This window comes from Paracoccus yibinensis (assembly GCF_030846195.1).
In the GTDB taxonomy this organism is placed as follows: domain Bacteria; phylum Pseudomonadota; class Alphaproteobacteria; order Rhodobacterales; family Rhodobacteraceae; genus Paracoccus; species Paracoccus yibinensis.
The window spans coordinates 1-4,163 of record NZ_JAVCWH010000050.1; the positions used below are offsets into that span (position 1 = coordinate 1).

At 61.8% G+C, this 4,163-nt stretch carries 3 protein-coding genes; all 3 read right to left on the reverse strand.

What is annotated here, in order from left to right; genetic code table 11:
* Positions 1-309: 309 nt before the first annotated feature.
* On the reverse strand, positions 310-954 hold the full coding sequence (locus RAH32_RS21250) for a redoxin domain-containing protein (RefSeq protein ID WP_201281140.1): 645 nt from the start codon (positions 952-954) through the stop codon (positions 310-312).
* 80 nt (positions 955-1,034) lie between these two features.
* Positions 1,035-3,239: an outer membrane protein assembly factor BamB family protein gene (locus RAH32_RS21255; RefSeq protein WP_306610386.1), complete on the reverse strand. Its 2,205-nt coding sequence runs from the start codon at positions 3,237-3,239 to the stop codon at positions 1,035-1,037.
* 9 nt (positions 3,240-3,248) lie between these two features.
* A complete protein-coding gene (locus RAH32_RS21260) occupies positions 3,249-3,641 on the reverse strand; it encodes a glucose dehydrogenase (protein WP_240544801.1) in 393 nt (130 codons plus the stop codon).
* Positions 3,642-4,163 lie beyond the last annotated feature (522 nt).

Genomic DNA, 4,163 nt, shown 5'->3' on the forward strand with positions numbered 1-4,163 from the left:
AGCCAATGCTCACGCGCAATCGCCCTGTAGGCAGCCGTGTCGCTGGCATAGTCGCCACGGTTCTCTCGGAAAAGCCGAACACCGCGTTCGCGAAGCTCGGCCGGATAGGCGGGGGTGAATCTCGGCTTTGACATAGGGCTCATCCTTTGAGTGTTTTACTCTCCGGTAAACCCGGGGCGGTTCAGGGTGCCGGTGACCTGGGCCTTGGGGTTTCAGACCGATCCAGAATGACCTGGCTGCCTCTCAACGCAAGAGGGCGGAACGGCTGGTGAGTTCAAACGCCCTCATCGTTGCAAGACCGGCGAGGCTTCACCCCTTTTCCGCGTCACCCGCATACTGGTCGACGGCTCCCGCCATCTGCAGCATCAGGGTTTCCATCGAGATCGAGTTCTCGCTATACGGATAGAAAACGGACCTGTCACCGGCCTGCCATCTCTGCCGCAGATCGGGTTGGGTAATGTCCCAGTCCTTGTATGTTCGCTGCCCTAGGTCGCGCAGGTCGGCATGAAGCTCGGCCATCGCGGGGCGTCCCCAGTAATAGTAGCCGTTGTAGACCTTGAACACCTCTAGCCCGCGGCCCAGCACAATGGTGTGCGGGATCATCACGTCGTGGGACGTGTCAGTGTACTCCTTGATATCGAGATCCTTCTGCACCACCCGCTCCTCGTCATAAAGGAACGGCCAGGGCGCCGAGGTCTGCTGGCGATAGTTGTTGGTCGTGTGCCAATCGTCGGTGGTGATGGTAACCAGTTGCGTATAGCCGACCACAAACTGCGGATGAAACCGCACCAGCTCCAGCATGTGCTGGCGATCCTTGGGGCAGAAGAAGCCACGGGTCAGGACCACGATCATCAGCTGGTCGCCTTGCAGGTCGGAGAGGCGGCGCCGGGTTTTGGTATGGTCCGCCAGGACATAGTCGGGAAACCTTGCCCCGGGAATGATATCTGGGCTCATGGCAGCATCCTCTGATCGGTGGAAGCATTCTCAACCAGCCTGCTGTCTAAACGTTCCTGCTGACCTGCGGCGGACCGACCTCACTCCGGCAATCGATAGGCGATGATGTAATCGCCGATGGGTGTTTCCATGAAGTGATGGCCGGTCGCTGCGATCAGGACATATTGCTGGCCGTCCACCTCGTAGGAGATCGGGTTGGCCTGTCCGCCTGCGGGCAACACATCCTGCCAGACAGTCTCGCCCGTCTCGATGTCGATGGCGCGGAACAGGTTATCGGTCGCGGCCGCGATGAAGATCAGTCCGCCGGCCGTGACGACCGAGCCACCGTTGTTGGGCGTGCCGATCTTGAAGGGCAGCATCGAGGGAATACCGAAGGGTCCGTTGCGCCGGGCGGTGCCGATGGGCGTGTCCCAGAGCGTCTCACCGGTGTTCAGGTCGATGGCGCGGATGCCGCCGTAGGGCGGTCGCGTGCAGGGCACACCCGTCACGTCGTTGCGCCAACCCGCGTTCACATCGATGGCGTAAGGGGCACCTGCCTGGGGATCGCCCTCGCCCTCGGCCCCTCCCACATCCGCGTTCTCGCCGGCTTCGCTGCCCTGCGGCTGCTCGTTGATCGGGCGCAGGCCCAATTCATTGGCCTCCTCGCGCGGGATCAGCCGGTTGTAGTTTGGCACGTCGTTGTAGTTGGCCACAATGATGTTACGATCGGTATCGACCGCGACCGATCCCCAGTCCGACCCGCCATTGTAGCCCGGATACTGGATCCAGCGCTGATCGGCGGTCGGCGGCGTGTAGAAGCCCTTGTAGCTGGCGCGGCGGAACTGGATGCGACACCACAGCTGGTCGATGGGCGTGAAGCCCCACATGTCCTTTTCCACCAGCTCGTCCTTGCGCAGGGTATGCCATTCGGACGTTGGTTGCACATCCGAGATGTAGTCAGGCTCGACGCTGGGTTCCTGCGGCGTTTCGATTTCGCCGACCGGGGTCAGCGGCTCGCCCGTGGCGCGGTCAAGGATGTAGATGTCGCCCTGCTTGGACGGCAGCAGGATCGCGGGCGTGGTTTCGCCCCCGCCCGTGGGGAAGTCCAGCAAAGTTGCCTGACTCCCAAGGTCATAGTCCCAGACATCATGATAGACGGTCTGAAAATCCCAGATCGGCTCGCCCGTCAGCGCATTCAGCGCGACAAGGCCGGTCGCCCATTGGTTTTCCAACTCTGAGCGGTTGGATCCATAGTAATCCACCGAGGAATTGCCCATCGGCAGATAGACAAGGCCAAGCTCCTCGTCCCCGGTGGCGGTGGTCCACATGTTGGGCGTGCCGCGGGTATAGGTCTCGCCTTCGGGCGGCTGGCCGTTTTCGCCGGGCCTGCCCAGATCCCAGGCCCAGATGAACTCGCCCGTGACCGCGTCAAAGCCGCGGATGACACCGGAGGGCGCATCTTCGGCTTGCCCGTCCTTGACCTGCGCGCCCGTGACGACGACGCCGCGCACGACGGCGGGCGGCGCGGTGACGGCGTACCAGCCGGGCACCCTTTCGCCGATATTCTGCCACAGGTCCACCTGCCCGCCTTCGCCGAAATCGGCGCAAGGCTGGCCCGTGCGCAGGTCGACCGCGATCAGCCGGGCGTCGAGAGTGCCTTCAATCACGCGGGTCTTGCATTGCGCGTCGTCGGGCAGGTCAGGTGCTGTATAGGCCGAGACGCCTCTGCAGGAGGCTGAATAGGGAATGGCCTCGTTGCTGACCAGAGGGTCGTAGCGCCAGTTCTCCTCACCTGTGGCGGCATCAATTGAGATCAGAATGTTCTTGGCTGAACACATCACCAGCTGGTCGCCGATCTTCAGGGGCGTGGTCTCGGCCGCATACTTGCCTTCGGCGCTGCCGGTCGGCATGTCGCCGGTGCGATAGACAAAGGCGCGTTCCAGCTGATCCACATTCTCGCGCGTGATCTGGTCCAGGGGTGTGTATCGCGTCGCTTGCGCATCACCGCCCCAGAAGGGCCAATCGGCGCCGATCTTAGGTTGCGGCCGGGGGGCTCGATCAGCCTGATCCGTAGGCTCGGTCGCCCCTGCTTCGGCAGTCTCTTCGCCGTTGGGCGTGGCAGCAGCGGGGCTTTCCAAGGCAGGGCTGTCGGGCGCAGATGTTTCGCCGGGAGCCTGAGCGGGAGTAGCAGGCTGGCCCGTGGGCTGAGTGGCAGGTTCAGGCGCAGGAGGCGTTTGCGACAAGGCAGGGGCCGTTGATGCCATCAGGATCGCGATGGCCGAGGCGGAAAGGAGAAGATTGTTCATGGCGATGTCTCAACGTTTGCGGCGGTTGCCCAGGGCGATGGCAGTGGGCAAGATCAGGACCAGAACGACGGTCGGGGCGACAAGGCGCGGGACCTGCGCCCACCAGTCGGTGCCGACCTCCCAGAAAGCCCAGATCACCGTGGCGAGCCAGATTAGCCCGTAAACAGGCAGCGCGTCGTGAGTATTGGTGACCAGCAGCCAGGCTGTCACCAGCAGACCGGCACCCGCGAGGGCGTAATACCAACTGCCGCCCAGGAAGATTAGCCAGACGCCGCCAGCAAACAGCGCCAGTCCGAACAGCGCCAGCACGATGGCAAGGATGATTGCAAAGATCCACCAGCCGCCGCCGCGCAGGTGGTCCGACCTGCGCGAACGCAAACTATCGGCATGAAAATTGGACATGATTGCTCCTTCCGAGTTGTCGGGCCCTGCTGTGGCAAGGGGCTGGTGACACGGATCCCAACCCGGAGAGCAGGACAGTGTTCCGACTGACTTAGGTGCGCATCTGATCTTTCGAGTGGCCGAACTCTGCCTCTTTTGTGATGCGGCGGCTGGATAGCGGACGAGATAACGGTGTGTCGTAGGGCACACACCCGGGCGCAAAGTCGAAATCAGTCATTCATTGATGACACCAGACAACGCATCGTTTGGTGAATGTGGCGCGAACTGGGAACATTCCGTTCTCTTTGCAAGTTGGCTGCTGATCTACGGCTTGAAAGCAATCAGCGAACGCACGGGGATCAGCACAAGTGCCTCGCGAGAGCCTTCATGATGCCAGGTAACGTTCCACATGATTGAACGCTTGGCGATTCAAGAAAAGAGAAATCGTCTTGAGGGAGTGTCCTGAACTTTGTGTATCTAGCCCGGTCCATGCGGTTTCAGATACTCAAGCGTCGAAGCGCTCGCCGAACATTATGGCGAACT

Excerpts from the sequence above, each read along its gene's own strand:
- RAH32_RS21250 (WP_201281140.1), bottom strand. The coding sequence starts at position 954 with ATGAGCCCAGATATCATTCCCGGGGCAAGGTTTCCCGACTATGTCCTG.
- RAH32_RS21255 (WP_306610386.1), bottom strand. The coding sequence starts at position 3,239 with ATGAACAATCTTCTCCTTTCCGCCTCGGCCATCGCGATCCTGATGGCA.
- RAH32_RS21260 (WP_240544801.1), bottom strand. The coding sequence starts at position 3,641 with ATGTCCAATTTTCATGCCGATAGTTTGCGTTCGCGCAGGTCGGACCAC.